Here is a 19,945-nt window from a genome sequence, read left to right as displayed (position 1 = left end):
ACGGCTGACCGATGTCAAGCCCTTGCTTGGAATAGGGGGAGAGAGGAGGTCAGCCGGTGGGCTTGCCGGTGGTGTGCGGTTTCAGGGTCTTCGTCGGTTTGGTCGGCTTCGGCTTCTTGGTCCTGGTCGGCTGCACCGTCGTGGTCGGCGCGGCCGAGGGCGCCGCGGAGGCGGCTGCGGTGGCGTCGACCGAGGTGCCGGCCGTCCGGACTGGTTCGCCGGCGCGTGCGGTGGTCTTCGACGCGACGGTCGGCGGGCGCGTCGAGGCGCGGGCGACCGGGACGCCGGACGTCGTGTTGGCGGGAGACGGCGATCCGGCGGCCGGTATCGACGGCTGGAGGTCATTGGGGCCCGGCGACTTGGTGGAGTTCGAATCGATCAGGATGCCGACGGTCGAGGTGGCGGCGACCGCCAGCACGGCTCCGGCTACGACGAGCAGGTTGCGGGACGGCCGGCGGCGTACCGGCAGGACCTGCTCCACGGAGGTCAGAGCAAGAGCCGGCGGCTCCACGCCCGCGGCGACCTGCGCGGCGGTCGGACGCTGGGCGGGATCCTTGTTCATCATCCAGAACAGCAACGCCTCGGCCTCACCCGCGCACTGCGGGCGCAGTTCGCTCGGCGGAGTCGGGGTGACCTGCACGTGCTGGTACATGATCGACGCGGCATCCTCCGCCTGGAAGGGCGGATGGCCGGTGAGCAACTGGTAGAGCACGCACCCGAGGGCATACACGTCCGATGCGGCGCCGGCCGGCTTCCCGATCGCCCGCTCGGGCGCGAGGTAGTGGCTGGTACCGACGACCTGCCCGGTCGCGGTCAGGGTCGTGGTCGTGTCGCCGAGGATCCGGACGATGCCGAAGTCGGCGACCTTGACCAGGCCGTCGTCGGTCACCAGCAGGTTGCCGGGCTTGATGTCGCGATGCACCAGGCCGTGCTGATGAGCGGCAGCCAGCCCGGCGGCCGCCTGCCGCACGATCTCCACCGCCCAGTGGGGCTCGAGCGGGCCCCGCCAGTTCAGCTCCACGCTGAGCGTGTGCCCCTCGACCAGTTCCATCGCGAGGTAGTAGCCGTCCTGATGTGGACCGAAGTCGTAGGTGGCGACCACGTAGGGATCGCAGATCATCGCCGCGGCCCGGGCCTCGCGCTTGAACCGTTCCTGGGCCTCGGGCCCTTCTCTCGTGGGCAGCAACAGCTTGATGGCGACGTCACGGCCGAGCACCTCGTCCGTGGCGCGGTAGACCGCACCCATCCCGCCGCGGCCCACCGGGTCTCCGAGCCGATAGCGCCCGGCTACCAGTTCGCCGAGTTCTCCAGGTGACCTCATCCCGGCCCCGTACCCATCCAGACAGACCGCGAAGCGCGGTTACGGCAGGTTATCCAGCCAATCCAGTCCGGAGTCGGCCTGCTCGACGATAGTGAAATGGCTGTCGGTGGGGAAGCTGCGGAGCTCAGCGGTCGGGCAATGGGCGGCGAGCCAGCGGCCGTGTGAGCTGGGGATGATGCCGTCCCGGTCGCCATGGAGGAGCAGCGTCGGCGCAATGATCGTCGCCGGGTCGCAGCCCCAAGGCGTTACGTAGGAGATGTCGTCGTCGATCAGCCCGTACGGTCCGGCGGTGAGCCCGCCACCAGCGACCTTGCCGAGCCAGCCCCACGGACCTTCGAAGAGCGCATGGTCCTGAGCGGTGAACTCCGGGTCGTACTCGACCCCAGAAGCCTCCCAGGCCTCCTTCACCTGACGCCCACCGAGCGCGGCCCGCAGCGACGCGACGCCCGACGGCACCATCGCGTCGAACCAGTCGAGCCCGTCCACTCCGTACGGCGCGATGGCCGCCAGCGTGACGACGGCGCGGACCCGCTCACGGAGTACAGCCGCGGTCCCCAGCGCATAGGACCCGCCACCGGAGTACCCGACGACCGCGAACCGGTCGATCCCCAGCGCGTCGGCGACCTGCTCCACGTCACCCGCAACGGACGCCATCGTCCGCCCCGGCGCAGGAGTAGAGCCGCCGTACCCCGGCCGGTCGAACGAGATCCACCGCAACCCGAGTCGCTCGGCCGCCGGGAACAGCGGCTCCGGCGGCGCGCCCAGATTGGGTGTGCCGTGGTTCCAGAAGACCGGCAGGTCGCCCCGCCCGGTGTCGTAGACGTGCAGGGTCCGGCCGTCGCTCAGCTGGAGGTCGGTCTCGTTCATGGCGTTCACCTTAGGGTCGAAATGTCGAGAACGCGGGCGAGCCTCCGACCTGTGCTGCGAGGATCCACTCGACCGAAGGGAACACAGCCATGAAGTACATGTTGCTCATCCACAGCAACCCGGTGACCTGGGGACATCCGTCCTTCCTGCACACCGAGGAGGGCAAGAAGCTGCCCAAGGCGGCCCGCGAGGCGCTGTCGGCACAGCTCGAGCAGCTGCTCGAGGAGTTGCACGAGCGCGGCGAGCTGATCACGGCCTCACCACTGGCCGCACCGCGGGAGACGAAGGTGGTCCGGGTCCGCGAAGGCGTCCGTGCGACGACCGACGGCCCGTACTCCGAGGCGAAGGAGCAACTCGCCGGCGTCTTCATCATCGACGTCGCCACGCCCGAGCGCGCCGAGGACGTCGCCGCCCGGATCCCCGAGGCACAGCAGTACGCGATCGAGCTCCGCCCGATCTCCATGTAAAGCAGACGCAGTACGGCCCGGTGACGTGCCTGACCGGGGTGGTTGGGGTGGGGGCAGAAGATGTACAGCCACCGGGCCGTAGTACTGGATTCTTCAGCTGACGAGCCGAGCGTGGTTGTCGTTGGTCGCCAAAGCGGGGTCGAGGACGCCGAGCGCGAGCCAGGTCGCGCCGCCGACGCCGTCGTGCGCGGTCAGCACCTCGCCGTCGAAGTGGTCGTGAATGCTTTGCCGCAGTAACCGGCCGACCGGCGACGATTCACCGGCGACACTGCCGGCCAGCACCAGCGGGCCGTTGTCCGACGTTGTCCACAGCCGGCTGACCGTTTCTATGAGCAGTTCGGCTGCGCGTTTCACCAAGGCGTGGGCGGTCTTGTCGTTCTGCTCGTACGCCGCCACGACCGGCCGGGCCAGCTCGGCCAGCAGCACGGGTGGACGGGCGTTCACCGTGCGAATCAGGTCGTCACGGAGCAGATCGTAGCCCTCACGCTCCGCGCTGGTGGTTGGATCGCGGTCCGGCAGGACGGCCTCGACGACCGCCTCGCCGAGCACGCCGAGCGGCTCGCCCAGATCGATGGCGCGCAGCACACTGCGCATTGCCTCCCGGCCGAGCCAGAAGCCCGAGCCGTCGTCGCCGAGCAGCCAGCCGTGGCCGCCGGCGGTCCGGACCAGTTCGTGATCGCGGACCAGACCGGTGTTGCTGCCGGTGCCCGCGATCAGCACGGTGCCGTCCGGCTCCGGCGTACCGGAGGCGAAGGCGACCTCGAGATCGCCGATGAACCGCGGGATCACCGTCAGTCCGGCGCCGGCCCAGGCGGCGTCGAATTGTGCCTTCACATCCGGCCGGCCGAGGGCCGAGCCGCCGGCCGTACCGATCACGGCGGCCTTGACGGCAGCCGGATCGATGCCCTCCAGGGCGGCGTGAACGGCCTGGCCGAAGTTGGCCGCGGCGGTCGCCGGGTGGCTGGTCGGATTTCCGCCGGCCGCGGCCCCGCGGCCTACTACGTTGCCCTCATGGTCCGCGATCACGATCCGGGTGGAGGTGCCGCCGAGGTCGCCGCCCAGGACCAGTGTGGATGCTGGCATCAAGACCACTGATTCCTTTGGTTGCGCGAGTGGGCGTTCGACCGACATAAGCAATGCTCCAAACTGCTCGAAAGAGTCTAGTCGTGAACAACAACAGACAAGGTCACGCAACGGTCCCGATCTGGGAGGAAGAGTGAGATGAGCCTTGACTTTAGCTGCCAGGTGAGAAAAGTTCTGTCCAGCAAACCGCAAACTTGCGCACTTGTCGGCATCAGGTGTGTCGCGGCGATCAATTTAGTCGAGGGGTGGGGCCGCTGATGGCCAGCACGGCAGACGGCAGCAGGCATGCCGCAGGCGGTATTGAGGGTGGTTTGAGCGCGCAGGCCTTTGTTCACGCGCTCACTCCGATCATGGCCGCCGTGACCACGCAGATCGACGGCCCGATCCAGCAGGCGGCCGACCTGTTCACCACCTCCTTGCGCGCGAACGGCGTCATCCAGGCCTTCGGCTCGGGTCACTCCGAGGCGCTCGCGATGGAGATCGCCGGCCGCGCCGGTGGCCTGATCGCGACCAACCGGATCGCCCTGCGCGATCTGGTCCTGCTCGGTGGCGAACCGCCGGAGCTGCTCCGCAGCGCCGAGCTGGAGCGCGACCCGCAGTACTCCCGGAAGCTCTACGAACTGTCCGCGGCCCGATCGGGCGACGTGTTCGTGATCGCTTCCAACTCCGGCGTGAACGGCTCGATCGTCGAGCTCGCCTCGGTGGTGAAGGAGCAGGGCCACCCCCTGATCGCGATCACCTCGCTGCAGCACACCAGTGGGGTCGACTCGCGGCACCCGTCGGGCAAGAAGTTGATCGACTTCGCCGACGTGGTGCTCGACAACCACGCCCCGTACGGCGACTCCGTACTCGATCTACCCGATGGGGGCAAGGTTTGCGCCGTGTCTTCCATCACCGCGGCCCTGATTGCGCAGATGCTGGTCGCGGAGGTTCTGCGCCGGCTGACCGAGGCCGGCGAGAAGCCTCCGGTCTACCTGTCCGCGAACATCCCGGGCGGCGACGACCACAACCACGCCCTTGAAGCACAGTACGCCGGCCGGATCCGTCGTACTGCTTGAAACACTCTCGGAAGGCGGGACCAATGACCACTCCCAACAACCTGTCGCGGCGGCTGTTCCTGCAGCGCGCGGCGGTCGGCACCCTGCTGGCCACCGGCGGCAGCACGCTCCTGGCAGCCTGCGCCAGTAGCGGCAGCGACGACAGCGGTTCAAGCGGTGGCGGCGCGGACAAGACCGCGGACAACCCGTTCGGTATGGCCGACAAGGCCACTGTCGACGCGGTCATCTTCAACGGCGGTTACGGCTTCGACTACGTGACGTTCGCGGCCGACATCGCGCAGAAGAAGTTCGCCGGCTCGACGTTCAAGGTCGCGCCGTCCACCCAGATCGCCCAGCAGCTGCAGCCGCGCTTCGTCGGTGGCAACCCGCCGGACCTGATCGACAACTCCGGCGCGAACCAGATCGGCTTCAACACGATCCTGGACCAGCTGGCGACGCTGGACGACGTCTTCGAGGCGAACAACTACGAGGGCACCAAGATCGCCGACACCCTGTACCCGGGTGCGAAGATCCCCGGCACCTTCGACGGCAAGTTCGTCGCGATGAACTACGTGCTGACCCTGTACGGCCTGTGGTACTCCGACAGCCTGTTCAAGGAGAACGGCTGGGAGCCGCCGAAGACCTACGACGCCCTGCTCGACCTGGGCGCCAAGGCCAAGGCCAAGGGCAAGTACCTGTTCGTCTGGGGCAAGGAAGCCGCCACCTACTACCACACGATGGCCGTCGACGGCGCCATCAAGGAGGGTGGCGACGAGGTCCGGCTGGCGCTGGAGAACCTGAAGGAGAACTGCTGGTCGATGCCGCAGTTCCAGGGCATCTTCGCGGCCCTGGAGAAGATGGTGAAGAACGGGTACTTCGTGCCCGGTGGCGCCGGTACCCAGTTCACCGCCGCGCAGGCGAAGTGGAGCAACGACCAGCAGGCCATCCTCTACCCCTCGGGCTCGTGGATCGAGAACGAGATGAAGAAGGCCACCAAGTCCGGGTTCCAGATGAAGGGCATCCCGGAGCCGACCCTGACCGAGAGCCCGAAGCTGCCGTACGAGTCGCTGCGCAGCGCGGCCGGCGAGCCGTTCGTGGTCCCGTCGAAGGGCAAGAACGTTGCCGGCGGCAAGGAGCTCCTGCGGGCCATGCTGTCCAAGGAGGCGGCGACCAACTTCGCCAAGACCCGGCTCGCGCCGACCATCGTCAAGGGCCTGGTGCCCGCCGACGGTTTCGGCTCGACCGCGCTGCAGTCGCAGACCGCGATGCTGGATGCCGCCGGCACCAACATCTTCGACTACCAGGTCTTCGGTCTGTACGGCATGAACACCGACCAGCTGGTCGTCTGGAACTCGTTCCTGTCGGGTCAGACCGACGCGGCCGGCCTGACCAAGGGCCTGCAGCAGATCACCGACAAGGTGAGGAACGACAGTTCCGTCAAGAAGATCCCGGTCACGAAGTGACCGTGACGCCAAATGTTGTGCCGGACGGCGGGCCTCAGCGGCCCGCCGTCCGGCGGCGCCGCCGCCCGCTGACCTTCGACCGGGTCAGCTTCATGGTCGTGTTCCTCGGCCTGCCGCTGGCGGTCTTCGTGATCTTCGTGGTCTCGCCGTTCGTCCAGGCGCTGTGGTACTCGCTGACCGACTGGTCCGGCTTCAGCTCGAAGATGAACTTCGTCGGCTTCGACAACTACGTCAAGCTGTTCCACGACGACATCTTCCTGAAGGCCGTCCGCAACAACGTCGAGCTGGCGATCGTGGTGCCGATCGTGACGATCGTGCTGGCCCTGACGCTCGCCACCTTGGTGACCATCGGCGGCTCGGGCACCGGAACCGTCCGCGGGCTGAAGAACTCCGGTTTCTACCGGATCGTCTCGTTCTTCCCGTACGTGATCCCGGCGATCGTGATCGGCCTGATCTGGGCCCAGGTGTTCACCCCGAGTACGGGCATCCTGGACGCGGTGCTGTCGAAGATCGGGCTGCACGGGGCCGCTGACTACGCGTGGCTCGGTGACGCCCGGACCGCGATGCCGGCCTCGATGTTCGTGATGATCTGGGGCTTCGTCGGCTTCTACATGGTGCTGTTCATCGCCGCCATCCGGGGGATCGACCCCGAGGTGTTCGAGGCGGCCCGGATCGACGGCGCCGGCCGGTTCCGGACGGCGATCTCGCTGACCCTGCCGCTGATCCGCGACAACGTGCAGACGGCGTACATCTATCTGGGCATCGCCGCGCTGGACGCGTTCGTCTACATGCAGGCGCTGAACCCCGGCGGTGGTCCGCAGAACTCGACCCTCGTGATGCCCCAGCAACTGTTCACCACGGCCTTCGCCAAGGGGCAGTTCGGTTACTCGACGGCGATGGGCGTGGTCCTGGCCGCCGTGACGATGCTGTTCGCGCTCTTGGTCTTCACGGTGAACACCCTGACCGGCGGACGTGAACGGAAGGTACGCCGATGACGACAACCACCGCCGACCGGGCCGTCGTGTCCGCGTCCCGAGCGCCGCAGAAGCGGGCCCGGGAAGGCCGGGGAGTTGCCACCACCGCACACATCGCACTGATTCTGTGGTCGCTGCTGGTGATCCTGCCGCTGGTGTGGACCGTGCTGTCCTCGTTCAAGTCGACGCAGGAGGTGCTGGGCAACCCGCTGGCGCTGCCGGGCAAGCTGCGGTTCGGCAACTACGCCACTGCCTGGACGACGGCCGGTATCGGCCGCTACTTCACCAACACGGTGATCGTGGTGGCCTCCGCGCTGGTCCTGGTGATGATCCTGGGCGCCATGTGCGCGTACGTGCTGGCCAGGTTCTCGTTCCGCGGCAACCGGCTGATCTACTACAGCATGCTGGCCGGTCTGACCTTCCCGGTCTTCCTGGCGATCGTGCCGCTGTTCTTCGTGCTGAAGAACCTGTCGCTGCTGAACACCCTGCCCGGGTTGATCATCACCTACGTCGCGTTCGCGCTGCCGTTCACCGTCTTCTTCCTGCACAGCTTCTTCAAGGCACTGCCGGGCGAGGTCTACGAGGCGGCCCAGATCGACGGCGCCGGCGAGTGGCGCACCTTCTTCTCGGTGATGCTGCCGATGGCCCGGCCGGGGATGGCCTCGGTGGCCATCTTCAACTTCCTCGGGTTGTGGAACCAGTTCCTGCTGCCGGTCGCGCTGAACACCGACTCGAAGAACTACGTGCTCTCCCAGGGCATGGCGTCGTTCGCGTCGCAGGCCGGCTACGCGGTCGACTTCGGCGCCCTGTTCGCGGCCGTGGTGATCACGGTGGCGCCGGTGCTGGTCGTCTACATCATCTTCCAGCGTCAGCTGCAGGTCTCCGTCACGCAGGGGAGCGTGAAGTAGTCAGGAGTGACCAGGACGACACCGCCTCCGGACCCCCTGCGGGTTCGGAGGCCGGCGCGTTTCCGGTGTCGATCGAGAACAAGTTCGGGACCGCGGAGATCAAGGCGGCGCCCAAGCGGGTCGTCGTGGTCGGGCTGGTGGAGCAGGACGCGCTGCTCGCCCTCGGGGTGACGCCGGTGGCGACGACCGAGTGGTTCGGGGACAAGCCGGTTCAAGGGCAAGACGGCGATCATGGCCTCGCCGTACGAGGGGTACTTCATCTACGGCAGCCAGGACCCGCGCTCGCGGCTGCTGACCGGCCTGGGCTTCACCCTGCCGTCCGATCTCGACAAACTGCTCGCTGACCCGGTCTACAAGGCCCTCGGCGTGGCCAAGCAGGGCCGAGGGGTCTACATCGAGGAGAACTACGACGACGACCTGTACAGCGCCAGCAGCTTCGTCTCGATCCTGAGCCTGCCGACGGTGCTGGACCAGCTGGTGCCCAGGCTCACCAGGGCCGTCGACGGCAACCCGGCGACCACATAATTCCGACGTTATGACGAAGTGAAACCCGCCCGGGTGTGGAAGAGAGCCCGGGCGCTGGCAGAATCGGGCCCATGTCAGCAGCCGTCCCTGGGGACACCCCTGTGCAGGCCGCCGGATCCGAGCGACGCCCGCGCGTCCTCTCCGGTATCCAGCCGACCGCGGATTCCTTCCACTTCGGCAACTACCTGGGCGCGGTCCGCCAGTGGGTGGCGCTGCAGGAGGACCACGACGCGTTCTACTGCGTCGTCGACCTGCACGCGATCACGGTCGAGTACGACCCGAAGATCCTGCGCGAGCGGACCCGCCGCTCGGCGGCCCAGCTGCTGGCCGCCGGCATCGATCCGGAGCGGTCGACCCTGTTCGTCCAGTCGCACGTGCCCGAGCACGCCCAGCTGGGCTGGGTGCTCGGCTGCATCACCGGCTTCGGCGAGGCCAGCCGGATGACCCAGTTCAAGGACAAGTCCGCCAAGGGCGGCGCGGACCGGGCCACCGTCGGGCTGTTCACCTACCCGATCCTGCAGGCCGCGGACATCCTGATCTACCAGGCCGACCGGGTCCCGGTCGGCGAGGACCAGCGCCAGCACCTGGAGCTGACCCGCGACCTGGCGCAGCGCTTCAACCACCGGTTCGGCAAGACCTTCCGGCTGCCCGAGCCGTACATCGTCAAGGAGACCGCGAAGATCTCCGACCTGCAGGAGCCGACCGCGAAGATGAGCAAGTCGGCGTCCTCGCCGGCCGGCATCATCGAGCTGCTCGACGACCCCAAGGTGAGCGCGAAGAAGATCCGCTCCGCCGTCACCGACTCCGGCCGCGACGTCGTCTTCGACCCGGAGAACAAGGCCGGCGTGGCCAACCTGCTGACCATCTACTCAGCGCTCAGCGGCAAGAAGATCAGCGAGCTCGAGGACGAGTACGCCGGCCGCGGCTACGGCGACTTCAAGAAGGACCTGGCCGAGCAGGTGGTCGAGTTCGTCACCCCGTTCCGGGAGAAGACGCTGGAGTACCTGGACGACAAGGCGCAGCTGGACGCGATCCTGGCCGCCGGGGCGGAGCGCGCCCGCGCCGTCACCGAGCCGACCCTGCAGCGCGTCTACGACCGGCTCGGCTTCGTGCCCGGCCCAGTGCAGGGCCGGTAGTCCCGGATGGCGACGATCGGTGTGGCGATCCCGATCGCCGAACCGTACGGTACCGAGCTGCAGAAGTACCGGGCCGAGTTCGGCGACCCGATGGCGGCCTCGATCCCGACCCATGTCACGTTGATGCCGCCGACCGAGGTGGCCGACGAGGACCTGGCGATGGTCGACGAGCACCTGCTGGCGGTGGCGGCCCGGTTCCCGAGCTTCCGGATCCGGCTGCGCGGTACGGCGACCTTCCGGCCGATCTCGCCGGTGGTGTTCGTCCCGCTGGCGGAGGGGATCTCGTCCTGCGAGGTGCTGCAGTCGCAGGTGCGCTCCGGCCCGCTGGAGGTCGCGCTGCGGTTCCCGTACCACCCGCACGTGACGGTGGCCCACGATCTGGACAAGGACGCGCTGGACCGCGCGTACGACGCGCTCTCGGAGTACGACGTGGCCTTCGACGTGGCGGCCTTCAGCCGGTACGAGCACGGCGCCGACGGCGTGTGGCGGCCGCAGCGGTCGTTCCCGCTGGCAGGGTAGGACTCCTTACCAGGGGTACAGGAGTCGCATGGGGATCAAGGATCGGGCCAAGGCAGTCTGGGCACGCTTCAGCCGGACGCAGTTGTGGCGCGCCTGGAAACGGTACGGCGATCGGCGCGGCAACCGGTTGGCGGGGGCAACGAGTTTCTTCGGCTTCCTGTCGATGTTCCCGCTGATCGTGCTGGCGGCCGCGGTGACCGGGAAGTTCCTGAACGCCAAGGCGGTCAGCGATCTGAAGGACGCGATCCGGACCAACCTGCCCGGGATCGGCGACCAGATCGACCTGGACTCGCTGATCAGCAACGCGGGCACGATCGGGTTGATCTCGGGCGCGTCGCTGCTGCTGACCGGGCTGGGCTGGATCGACTCGCTGCGCGCCTCGATCCGCTCGATGCACGAGCTCGACGATCAGCCGGGCAACCCGGTCAAGCTGAAGCTGACCGATCTCGGCGCGCTGATCGGGCTCGGCGTGATCGGCCTGATCGCCACCGGCGCCTCGTCGCTGCTGGTCGGCCTGTCGAACAAGATCGTCGACGCGCTCGACCTGGACGGCACCTGGCTGGCCGGCTGGGGCATCCAGCTGATCAGCATCGTCGTCGGCATCGCGGCCGGCTCGGTGCTGTTCCTGTACCTGCAGACCGCGCTGCCGCGGATCATCCTGCCGCGCAAGGTGATGCTGATCGCGGCGCTGGCCGGTGGCATCGTCTTCTACCTGGCCCAGCGGCTGGGCAACTCCTACGTCAAGAACGTGATCGGCAACAACGCGGCGTACGGGACCTTGGCTCTCCCGTTGGCGCTGCTGGTGTGGATCTACCTGATGACCCGGGTGATCATGCTGATCGCCGCCTGGACCAAGGAAGCCACCCTCGACGCCCACCCGCACGCCATCGAGGTCGAAGCCGAGGCCGAGCAACTGATCCCCACCCAGATCCCAGCAGCCGACGTCGGCCTCCTCCCAGGCCCACCCGGCAAGCGCTACAAGGTAGTCCCCATCCCAGCCCGCAAGGCCGACACAGTCGCAGTAGCCGCCGGCGCCGTCCTGGGCGTAACCGCCACAGCCATAGCCGTCCAACTAGCCAGAGCCACCCGCTCGTTGAAGCGCTAGCCCTGCCGAGCGCGTCTTGCTTTAGCGGCTGTTTTTGCCTTGGCCCGTAGGGCTCGGGGGCGGCGGAGGAACAGGGGGAGCAGGAGGATGGGTGGGGCGGCCCAGGCCCACACCGGGACCTTGTAGGCCGCTGAGTGGACCAGTGCGTTGGAGACCCGCGCGGTGCGGATGCGCAGGGGCGGTAGGGCTGAGGCCTTCTTGGAGGTGTTGGGGCCCTCGCCCTGGGTGGTACTGGCCGTCTTGGGTGGGGCGGCGGCTACCGGCTTGACCAGGGTGCCGATCGGAGACAGCGCGGAGTACGACTTGAAGGCCCAGTCCAGCAGGCTGGAGGCGTCCTGGGTGATGCCGTGCGGCGAGTTCATCATCGTGACGACCAGGGTGTGCCCGTTCCGCCGGGCCGCGCCGACGAACGTGTTCCGCGCCAGCGTCGTGTAGCCGGTCTTCACGCCCAGCGCGCCGTCGTAGTTGAACAGCAGCTTGTTCTGATTGGCGACCTGGTAGCTGCCGCCGTTCTTCGCCAGCGGGAAGTTCGTGTACTTCGTCGACGCGTACTTCGCGAAGTCCGGCCGACTCAACCCCGCCTGCGCGAAAAGCGCCAGGTCGTAAGCGCTCGAGTACTGCCCGTCGGCGTCCAGCCCGGTCGGGTCGGTCACATGCGTGTCCAGCGCCCCGATCTCAGCCGCCTTCTTGTTCATCCGCTGAATCGTCCCCGGCACGCCACCCTCGTCATGACAAACCAGCGCGTGAACAGCGTCGTTGCCCGACGCCAGGAACATCCCCTGGAACAGCAGATCGACCGAATACCGGAGACCCGGGTAGACCCCGACCTTGCTCCCGATGATCGACGCATCCTCGTCGCTGCCGATCACCTGGTCGCTCTTGTTGAGCCGCGGCAGCAGTACCAGAGCAGTGAGCGTCTTGAGCGTGCTGGCCGGCCGTAGCTTGGCATGCGGCGCCTTGGCCGCCAATACGTCGCCGGTGTCCACATCTGCGACCACGTACGCCGACGCCTGCACGGCCGGCGGCGTCGCGCCATCGGCGACAACCGTCGGCTCCGCAGTCAGCTGGTCGCCGCCGACCGGGGTGTTGAGGCCCTGGCCGGCGGCGGTCGCAGCAAGAGGTCCGGCCACCGCGAGCGCCGTGGAGGCGACCGCGGTGACGCAGACCGTCAGGAGGACACGCATCGCGGAGACTCTAGACGCCCGATGGGGCAAGAGTCACGCCCGGTAGGCAGTCCACGCGTTGGAGATCCGGGTGCTCTGACCCGGGGTGAACTGGTTGTAGCAGGAGTCGTAGGAGTAGTCCATGTAGTTGTGGATCGGGTCCAGGCCGGGCAGCGAGCAGGAGTTGCGGCCGGTCGGGCAGCCGGAGCTGGCGCTGCTCTGGGCCGGCGTGTCGGAGACCGAGTCGTTCGTGCTCGTGCAGCCACCCTGGAAGGTGTGGTAGAGCCCGAACCAGTGGCCGGCCTCGTGGGTGGCGGTCTTGCCGAGGTTGAAGTTGGTCGCCGAGCCGCCCGGCAGCGAGCTGTACTGCACCCGGATGCCGTCGATGCTCGGGTTGCTCGCGTAGTCCCACGGGAAGGTCGCGATGCCGAGGTAGGAGAAGTCGACCAGCCAGATGTTGAGCGCGTTCTTGCCGCCCTTGCGGGTCTGCGAGCGGTACGTGGTGCTCTGGCCGTCGGTGTGCCAGGTGTCGTTGTTGTACCGGTAGGTGCCGGCCAGCGTGAAGGTGAAGCCGGTGTTCGCCGCGGCGGACGACTCGCCACCGGCGAAGTCCTGGTTCAGCTCGGCGATCTGCTGGCTGATCTGGGTGGCGGTGACGTCACCGGCGCCGCTGCTGCTGCGCATCACGTGGATGTAGACCGGCACGGTGGCGGCCGCCAGCTTGCCGGCCTTCGGCGCGAGTCCGCGCGCCTGCTTGGCCTTCAGCAGTTGGGCGGTCTTCGCGTCGATCGCCTTCTGCTCGGCGGCCGACAGCTCGCGATGGTCGGCGCCGAAGCCGCCACGCGCGGACGGGCCCTCGGAGGGCTGGAAACACGGGTTGGTCAACTGGTCCGCCGGCAGCTTCGCGGTGGCCTGGCCACCGAGCGGGCTGAAGGCGAGTGCGGTACCGGCCAGCATCACGGCCAGTACGCGGGGGCGGGTGATGAGAGATCGCATAGAAGCGCTCCTCGGATCATTGGCCGCGGGGCGGGCGACCGGATCAGCCGATTTTGAGCGTCATCCCGGCAACTGGAAAGAAGTTCCCTGTCAGATAGGTGCCACGGCAGTACTGCGCCGGAGCACCGGCCCGACCGCTGTCGCGCGCAGCCTCTCGCCGCTCACCGCGCGGCCAAGGCGGTCGTCCGGGCCTTGGTGAAAGAGCTGATCTCGTCGCCGCCCAGGTAGCCCCAGGGGAACTCGGTGGGGTTGTCGCCCAGCCGCTCGAAGACCTTGGCTGCAGAGGGCAGGTCGCCGCTCTGGCTGAAGGCGAGCGCAAAGGTGTTGAGATACAGCGGCCAGCCCGGCCGAAACTCGGCTGCGGGGTGCCAGATCGACAGTCCGGCGGCCGTCAGCAGGTCGGTCCGTACATCCCCGCGGGCCATGTACTGCGTGCGCTTCTCGCCCTTCAGGTCGATCATCACTTCCAGATGAGCCAGCGCGACGAGGGCGTGCAGCATGCTGCCGTCTCCACCGCGGACCGCGCCGTCCCGGGCGAACTGGTGCATCCACTCGTGGCTGCCGGACCACTTGTTGCACAGCGTCTGCATCCACTCGGCATGCGCCTTCAGACTCGTGGGATGCCGCTCGATCGCCTGCGCGAAGCGGAACTCGCCGTCCTCCAACGGAAGCTGCAGTCCGCGCGCCGTCCGCACCAGGAAGGCCCAGGCCGTCACGTCGTCCGGGGTTCGCACGACGACGTTGTAGAGGTAGGCCTCGGCCAGCCGGAGTCGCTCGAAGAAGAGAGCGAACCGATCCCGCCCCGTGTGCTCCGCCCCGTACCTACCGCGAGCCTGCCAGGCCCACGCCACGGCATGGCAACCGCGGACCAGCTGGGCCAGCACATCGTCGGCCGCAAGCGGCCCGATCCAGTCCTGTACTCCGGGAACGGCCCCACACGTCTCGAGCAGGAACGCCTTGTCATCCGGATGCTCGGCAGCCACCAGGACTGCCCGAGCCGCCGGCCAGTCCTGCGCGCTGAGGGCATCGCGCAGCGACCGGGCCTGCTGATCGCCCATGCAGGGGTCGATCTCGAGGACTGACCCGGCCTTGCCCCGCCGTAGTGGGCTCATCGACCCATCCCTTCGTGATCGGTCATCACTGGCCGCGCTGCTGTCTGACGAAGTTGATGACGCCGACCGCGCTACCGACGAGGAGGATCTTGGTGATGAAGCCCGGCAGGCTCAGCGCCACGACTCCGGGCAGCACAACGCAGACCCACAGGGCCGGAACCCACACCTTGGGGGCCTGGACCCAGTTCCTGAAGTTGTCGATCCGCCTGACTCGCTTCCAGGGGATCTGCTCAGGCGACCGGGCAGGCAGCGGTATCCGCAGCCCCTCAGGCACCGCGGCGTCGACCAGTGCGACCGCCTCACGTCCTTTGCGCCACAGCGTCGGCTCGACCGGCACCTGGAAGCCGTCCTGGCGGACCAGCCGCCGTCCGCCGTCCTCGAAGGCGAGCACTCCGGCCAGCTCGTCGTACCTAGCCTCGGACGGGCTGCCGGTCTGGAGCCGGGCCCCGGTCTCGCTGACGAACAGCAGATCGTTGCTCTCCGGGCTGTCGATCGAGCGGAACGAGCGGCCGCTCGGCTTGCCCTGCGGGGCCGGAGCGGCGCCCAGCCAGTCCAGCTGAGGGTCGCCCGCGCCGTCCGGATCCACCGATACGAGCAGGTCCGTCCAGAGGTCGTAGGCGGCTCGCTGGACGTCCGCGACGGTGGTCGCGTCGATCTCGGCGGCCACCTCGTCGACGCTCATCGACGCGGGTCTGTCGAGCAACGTGTCGCTCGCGGCCAGGAAGGGCAGCCACCGCTCGGCCGGCTCCTCGCTCATCCGCCGGATGTGCAGGGCGAGATCGTCGCGTAGCTCGGTCGGGTCGGGACCCCGGTCGCGGAGCCGGCGCACCACGGCGGTGGCCTCGGCCACCACGACCGGCACCGCTTCCGGGACGACGTCCATCCCCGCTGTCACGAGCGCGTGATGGGCGTCGATCATCTCGTAGGAGGACCAGGCGCTGTAGCCGACGCCCTGGTCGTGCCGCAGACCGCGCTGCAGATCGCGCTCCAGCGCCCGTTGCAGCGCCGTCGCCCCGTACGACCGCTCCAACGTCCCGGACAGGGCGAACTTGTTCGGCCGCCCAGCGATACCCGCCTGCTGCGGCTGGTCACAAGGCACAGCCACCGGTGTGGGGAGCCGCGGGCCTGGTGGTAGCGGCAACGCGAGCCCGGCCGGTGGCGGTCCGGAGAGCGCGAGGACGGCGTTGCCCTGGGCAAAGGCCCGCCCGGCGAGCTCACGGAGCCGGTCCTCGTCAGCGGTGTAGAGACCGAACTCGTCGTCGCCCACCAACCCGGGGCCGCGGGCGCCGTACCGCCAGAGCAGGTGGCCGCTGACCTCGCCGAAGCCGCGGCCGGATCCCTCGGCGCGCAGCACCCGGCGCTCGTGCTCGAGCTCCGAGAGGTCCGGCGCGCCGACCCAGCGGCAGACGTCGCGCAGGAAGGCCACCACGTCCTCAGGCTCGCCCGTGACATCGAAGCTCGTGTGCAGCAGGCTGACGTGCCCGTTGACGGGCGTCCGGATGGAGTCCCGCCCGTGCAGCGCGAGGTGTTCGAGCAGGTGCAGCCAGCCACGGGTCGGCATCGTCTCGTCGACCATGCCCGCGCGGAACCACAGACTGGCCCGCAGCGTGCCCTGGCCCGGCGCCCAGAGGACCGGGACGCCGTCCACCTCAGTCGACCGCAGCTTCATGCCGGATCCCCCGTTCGTGACTTGTACCGGCACATCTTGCCGGATGTCGAGACCAGGCCACGGAGGTTTTCCACAGTTGCAGCTTTTGACATCCCACATTGACATCCGGGCCCGGGCTTGCGTCAATGGACTGACAGCAGACCAATAGGACCCCTCCGGGAGTGACCGTGAGCTCTAAGACCGGCAGACTGACCGTGCAGGAACTCCGGGACCAGGTCGGAGCCGGGCGGATCGATACCGTGCTGGTCGCGATCACCGACATGCAGGGGCGATTGCAGGGCAAGCGCTGCGGCGCCCGGTACTTCGTCGAAGAGGTGCTCGCGCACGGCACCGAGGGCTGTAACTACCTGCTGGCCGTCGACGTGGACATGAACACCGTCGACGGCTACGAGATGTCCTCGTGGGAGCGCGGCTACGGCGACCTCCTGATGGCACCTGACCTCACCACGCTGCGCCTGCTGCCCTGGCTCGAAGGCACCGCGCTCGTGCTCTGCGACGTCCAGTGGCTCGACAAGACCCCGATGCCCGCCTCGCCCCGGCAGATCCTCAAGAAGCAGCTCGACCGGCTCGCCGAGCGCGGGCTGAAGGCGTACGTCGGTACCGAGCTCGAGTTCATCGTCTTCAACGACACCTTCGAGCAGGCCTGGACCAAGGGCTACAAGGACCTCGACCCGGCCAACCAGTACAACGTCGACTACTCCCTGCTCGGCACCGCCCGGATCGAGCCGTTGCTGCGCGACATCCGCCTCTCGATGGAGGGCGCCGGCCTGTACGTCGAGTCCGCCAAGGGCGAGTGCAACCTCGGCCAGCACGAGATCGCCTTCCGCTACGACGAGGCGCTGGCGACCTGCGACAACCACTCGATCTACAAGAGCGGCGCCAAGGAGATCGCCTCGAAACACGGCAAGAGCCTGACCTTCATGGCGAAGTTCGACGAGCGCGAGGGCAACTCCTGCCACATCCACCTCAGCTTCCGCGCCGACGACGGCACCGCGGTCCTCGCGGGTGACAACGAGTACGGCTTCTCCGACCTGATGGAGCGGTTCATCGCCGGCCAGCTGGCGTGCCTGGAGGAGTTCACCTACCTGCTCGCGCCGAACATCAACTCGTACAAGCGGTTCGTGGCCGGCAGCTTCGCGCCGACGGCCGTTGCCTGGGGCATCGACAATCGCACCTGCTCGCTGCGGGTGGTCGGCCACGGCGAGTCCTTGCGCGTCGAGAACCGCTTGCCAGGCGGCGATGTGAACCCGTACCTCGCCGTCGCGGCCCTGATCGCGGCCGGCCTGCACGGCATCGAGAACGAGCTCGAGATGGAGCCGATGCTGCAGGGCAACGCCTACACCTCGGACAAGCCGCACGTCCCCTCGACCCTGCGTGAGGCGGCCGCGCTCTTCGGTGGCTCGAAGATCGCCCGCGAGGCCTTCGGCGACGAGGTCGTCGAGCACTACGTCAACGCGGCCCGGGTCGAGCTGGATGCCTACGACGCGGCGGTGACCGACTGGGAGCGGATCCGTGGCTTCGAACGCCTCTGAGCGCCCACGCATCGGCATCACCACCTACCTCGAGCCGATCATCTGGGGAGTCTGGCACCGCGACGCAGCGCTGCTGCCGCGCGTCTACCTCGACTCGGTGGTCGCGGCGGGCGGCGTACCGGTGCTGCTGCCGCCGGTCGGTACGGACGCGTCGATCCTCGACCTGCTGGACGGCCTGATCATCGCGGGTGGTTGCGACGTCGATCCTGCCTCGTACGCCGCTGAGCCACACCCTGAGACCGTCGACACCCGGCCCGGTCGCGATGAGCACGAGGCGATCCTGATCAGGGCGGCCCTCGACGCGGACCTGCCGCTGCTCGCGATCTGCCGGGGACTGCAGATGCTCAACGTGACGCTCGGCGGCACCCTGCAGCAGCATCTGCCCGACGCCGTGGCCCATGACGAGCACCGTCCGTCGCCCGCGATCTTCGGCCGGACCGAGGTCAAGATCGAGCCGGATACCAAGGTGGGCAGCATTTTCGGCGAGCAGACGACCGTGCACTGCTATCACCACCAGGCCCTCGATCGCGTCGCCGACGGCCTCCGGGTCACCGCGCGGGCCGGTGACGGCACCGTCGAGGCGGCCGAGGTGGACGGCTCGGACTTCGCCGTCGGCGTCCAGTGGCATCCCGAGGAGAACCCCGAAGACCTGCGGCTGATCGCCGCACTCGTTGCTGAAGGCAAGAAAAGGAGCACTCGCCGGTGACGCACGACGTGATCAACCCCGCGACCGAGAAGGTCGTCCGGAGCATCGAGCTGGCCACGGTCGAGGACACCGACGCCGCGATCGCCCGGGCCGCCGAGGCCTTCACCACCTGGCGTGCGGTGACGCCCGCCGATCGCGGCCGGCTCCTGCGCAGGTTCGCGGACGCGGTCGAGGCCGATCTCGAGAACCTGGCGCAACTGGAGGTCGAGAACGCCGGGCACACGATCAGCAACGCCCGCTGGGAAGCCGGCAATGTGCGCGATGTCCTCAATTACTACTCAGCGGCACCGGAACGGCTGTTCGGCAAGCAGATTCCCGTTGCTGGAGGCATCGACCTCACGTTCCACGAGCCGCTCGGCGTGGTCGGGATCATCGTGCCGTGGAACTTCCCGATGCCGATCGCCGGCTGGGGTTTCGCGCCCGCGCTGGCGGCGGGCAACACGGTCGTCCTCAAGCCGGCCGAGCTGACGCCATTGACTGCTATCCGGATCGGTGAGCTGGCATTGGAGGCGGGGATCCCGCCGGGAGTACTGGAGATCGTGCCCGGCGCCGGAACGGTGGTCGGTCAACGGTTCGTCACGCATCCGGCCGTCCGCAAGGTCGTCTTCACCGGCTCGACCGGGGTCGGCAAGCAGATCATGGCGGGGTGTGCCGACCAGGTGAAGCGGGTGACGCTCGAGCTGGGTGGCAAGTCGGCGAACATCGTCTTCGCCGACTCGGATCTGGCCAAGGCGGCCGCGCAGGCGCCGTACGGGGTGTTCGACAACGCCGGGCAGGACTGCTGCGCGCGGTCGCGGATCCTGGTCGAGCGGACGGCGTACGAGCGGTTCATGGAGCTCTTCGAGCCTGCCGTGCAAGGCGTCAAGGTCGGCGACCCCAGCGATCCCGCGACGGAGATGGGTCCGCTCATCTCGGCCCAGCAACTCGAACGAGTCGCCGGCTACGTGCCGGACGATTCGCAGGTCGCCTTCAGAGGCAGCGCGCCGAGCGGCCCCGGCTACTGGTTCCCGCCGACCGTCCTCACGGTCGACGCCGGCGACCGGGCCGCGCGCGAGGAGATCTTCGGCCCGGTCGTCGCGGTGATCCCGTTCGAGGACGAGGCCGATGCGATCCGGATCGCCAACGACTCGGAGTACGGGCTGTCCGGATCGATCTGGACCCGGGACGTCGGCCGGGCGCTGCGGGTCGGGCGCGGGGTGGAGGCAGGCAACCTGTCGGTCAACTCGCACTCGTCGGTGCGGTACTCCACGCCGTTCGGCGGCTACAAGCAATCCGGGCTCGGTCGCGAGCTCGGGCCGGACGCGCTGGACGCGTTCACCGAGACCAAGAACATCTTCATCTCAGCGTGAGATATCGGGAGGA

19 protein-coding genes are annotated in these 19,945 nt (G+C 68.3%); 12 read left to right on the top strand and 7 right to left on the bottom strand.

The genetic code is table 11. The annotated features are described in order from the left end of the window. Positions 1–49: 49 nt before the first annotated feature. A complete protein-coding gene (locus ABD768_RS33885) occupies positions 50–1,321 on the bottom strand; it encodes a serine/threonine-protein kinase (RefSeq protein ID WP_344847655.1) in 1,272 nt (423 codons plus the stop codon). Between the two features lie 39 nt (positions 1,322–1,360). Next, positions 1,361–2,188, bottom strand: coding sequence for an alpha/beta fold hydrolase (locus ABD768_RS33880; protein ID WP_344847653.1), 828 nt, complete (start codon positions 2,186–2,188; stop codon positions 1,361–1,363). 89 nt (positions 2,189–2,277) lie between these two features. On the opposite strand from ABD768_RS33880, the gene ABD768_RS33875 reads away from it, so the two are divergent. Next, positions 2,278–2,655: a YciI family protein gene (locus ABD768_RS33875; protein ID WP_343969058.1), complete on the top strand. Its 378-nt coding sequence runs from the start codon at positions 2,278–2,280 to the stop codon at positions 2,653–2,655. A 93-nt stretch (positions 2,656–2,748) separates the two neighbouring features. On the opposite strand, the gene ABD768_RS33870 is transcribed toward ABD768_RS33875, so the two are convergent. Beyond that, a complete protein-coding gene (locus tag ABD768_RS33870; RefSeq protein ID WP_343969056.1) occupies positions 2,749–3,738 on the bottom strand; it encodes an N-acetylglucosamine kinase in 990 nt (329 codons plus the stop codon). Between the two features lie 257 nt (positions 3,739–3,995). Between ABD768_RS33870 and ABD768_RS33865 the strand changes: the two genes are divergently transcribed. The 8 genes from ABD768_RS33865 (at position 3,996) to ABD768_RS33830 (ending at position 11,405) form a co-directional block, all read left to right on the top strand. Then, positions 3,996–4,796, top strand: a complete 801-nt coding sequence (locus ABD768_RS33865) for a sugar isomerase domain-containing protein (protein ID WP_343969054.1) — start codon at positions 3,996–3,998, stop codon at positions 4,794–4,796. A gap of 23 nt (positions 4,797–4,819) precedes the next feature. After that, positions 4,820–6,238: an N-acetylglucosamine/diacetylchitobiose ABC transporter substrate-binding protein gene (gene ngcE, locus ABD768_RS33860; protein WP_343969052.1), complete on the top strand. Its 1,419-nt coding sequence runs from the start codon at positions 4,820–4,822 to the stop codon at positions 6,236–6,238. A 2-nt stretch (positions 6,239–6,240) separates the two neighbouring features. After that, positions 6,241–7,233, top strand: a complete 993-nt coding sequence (locus ABD768_RS33855; protein WP_343969050.1) for a carbohydrate ABC transporter permease — start codon at positions 6,241–6,243, stop codon at positions 7,231–7,233. Next, the gene (locus ABD768_RS33850) at positions 7,230–8,120 is read left to right on the top strand and encodes a carbohydrate ABC transporter permease (RefSeq protein ID WP_343969048.1); all 891 of its coding nucleotides are present in this window, start codon (positions 7,230–7,232) and stop codon (positions 8,118–8,120) included. Before ABD768_RS33855 ends, ABD768_RS33850 begins: the two co-directional genes overlap by 4 nt. 231 nt (positions 8,121–8,351) lie before the next feature. After that, positions 8,352–8,645, top strand: coding sequence for a hypothetical protein (locus tag ABD768_RS33845; RefSeq protein WP_344847649.1), 294 nt, complete (start codon positions 8,352–8,354; stop codon positions 8,643–8,645). Between the two features lie 71 nt (positions 8,646–8,716). Beyond that, positions 8,717–9,781: a tryptophan--tRNA ligase gene (trpS, locus tag ABD768_RS33840; RefSeq protein WP_343969044.1), complete on the top strand. Its 1,065-nt coding sequence runs from the start codon at positions 8,717–8,719 to the stop codon at positions 9,779–9,781. Between the two features lie 6 nt (positions 9,782–9,787). Next, a complete protein-coding gene (locus tag ABD768_RS33835) occupies positions 9,788–10,300 on the top strand; it encodes a 2'-5' RNA ligase family protein (protein WP_343969042.1) in 513 nt (170 codons plus the stop codon). 28 nt (positions 10,301–10,328) lie between these two features. Beyond that, the gene (locus tag ABD768_RS33830; RefSeq protein ID WP_344847646.1) at positions 10,329–11,405 is read left to right on the top strand and encodes a YihY/virulence factor BrkB family protein; all 1,077 of its coding nucleotides are present in this window, start codon (positions 10,329–10,331) and stop codon (positions 11,403–11,405) included. Here ABD768_RS33830 and ABD768_RS33825 read toward each other — a convergent pair. From ABD768_RS33825 to ABD768_RS33810, 4 genes are all read right to left on the bottom strand, one after another. Then, complete coding sequence (locus tag ABD768_RS33825; protein WP_343969038.1) at positions 11,402–12,589, bottom strand: D-alanyl-D-alanine carboxypeptidase family protein; 1,188 nt, start codon at positions 12,587–12,589, stop codon at positions 11,402–11,404. The genes ABD768_RS33830 and ABD768_RS33825 overlap by 4 nt on opposite strands. A 33-nt stretch (positions 12,590–12,622) precedes the next feature. Continuing rightward, positions 12,623–13,564 (bottom strand): zinc metalloprotease, encoded by a 942-nt coding sequence (locus ABD768_RS33820; protein WP_343969036.1) that lies wholly within the window; start codon positions 13,562–13,564, stop codon positions 12,623–12,625. A gap of 161 nt (positions 13,565–13,725) precedes the next feature. Further along, on the bottom strand, positions 13,726–14,676 hold the full coding sequence (locus ABD768_RS33815) for a hypothetical protein (RefSeq protein ID WP_344847643.1): 951 nt from the start codon (positions 14,674–14,676) through the stop codon (positions 13,726–13,728). Between the two features lie 25 nt (positions 14,677–14,701). Next, a complete protein-coding gene (locus ABD768_RS33810; RefSeq protein WP_343969032.1) occupies positions 14,702–16,345 on the bottom strand; it encodes a hypothetical protein in 1,644 nt (547 codons plus the stop codon). 167 nt (positions 16,346–16,512) lie between these two features. On the opposite strand from ABD768_RS33810, the gene ABD768_RS33805 reads away from it, so the two are divergent. From ABD768_RS33805 to ABD768_RS33795, 3 genes are read left to right on the top strand one after another with little or no spacing between them, the layout of a single operon-like run. Further along, positions 16,513–17,877: a glutamine synthetase family protein gene (locus tag ABD768_RS33805; protein WP_343969030.1), complete on the top strand. Its 1,365-nt coding sequence runs from the start codon at positions 16,513–16,515 to the stop codon at positions 17,875–17,877. Further along, on the top strand, positions 17,858–18,583 hold the full coding sequence (locus tag ABD768_RS33800; RefSeq protein ID WP_344847641.1) for a gamma-glutamyl-gamma-aminobutyrate hydrolase family protein: 726 nt from the start codon (positions 17,858–17,860) through the stop codon (positions 18,581–18,583). The genes ABD768_RS33805 and ABD768_RS33800 overlap by 20 nt, the downstream gene beginning before the upstream one ends. Next, entirely contained in the window at positions 18,580–19,932 is a 1,353-nt protein-coding gene (locus ABD768_RS33795; protein ID WP_344847639.1) for an aldehyde dehydrogenase family protein, read from the top strand. The genes ABD768_RS33800 and ABD768_RS33795 overlap by 4 nt, the downstream gene beginning before the upstream one ends. The last annotated feature ends 13 nt before the right edge of the window (positions 19,933–19,945 follow it).

The organism is Kribbella ginsengisoli, from assembly GCF_039537185.1.
GTDB lineage: Bacteria > Actinomycetota > Actinomycetes > Propionibacteriales > Kribbellaceae > Kribbella > Kribbella koreensis.
The sequence above is the reverse complement of the archived record's forward strand: the minus strand, read 5'-3'. Positions and strand labels throughout refer to the sequence as shown.